This window comes from Gulosibacter sediminis (assembly GCF_030011715.1).
Lineage (GTDB): Bacteria > Actinomycetota > Actinomycetes > Actinomycetales > Microbacteriaceae > Gulosibacter > Gulosibacter sediminis.
This window is the reverse complement of record NZ_JASCYH010000101.1, coordinates 1-320: the sequence shown is the minus strand read 5'-3', so window position 1 is coordinate 320 and position 320 is coordinate 1. Positions and strand designations below refer to the sequence as shown.

The window sequence follows — 320 nt, the reverse complement described above, 5'->3', positions numbered from 1 at the left end:
TCGATGAGGCCAAGGCCTCCGGTGAGCACTCGAATCTGATGTCCGCCGTGCGGCATGTTGCGGGGCTCCTCGGCATGAGCGCGGAGACGCTGCGGGTGTGGCATCGCCGCCGCGAGGTCGACGCCGGTGCGAAGCCCGGTGTCCCGAGCGATGTCGCTGAGGAGAACAAGCGCCTGCGCCGCGAGGTGGCCGGGCTGCGAAAGGCGAATGAGATCCTCAAGGCTGCGAGCGTGTTTTTCGCGAAGGAGCTCGACCGGCCCTGACCGAGATGATCCGCTTCATCGACGAGTATCGAGAGCGGTTCGGGGTCGAGCTCATCT

1 protein-coding gene is annotated in these 320 nt (G+C 65.9%); it reads left to right on the top strand.

The window, feature by feature from the left end; all coding sequences use genetic code 11:
• Positions 1-263, top strand: a 263-nt coding sequence (locus tag QM019_RS12725) for a transposase (protein WP_428831972.1), incomplete at its 5' end; no start/stop codon positions are given.
• Positions 264-320: the final 57 nt, after the last annotated feature.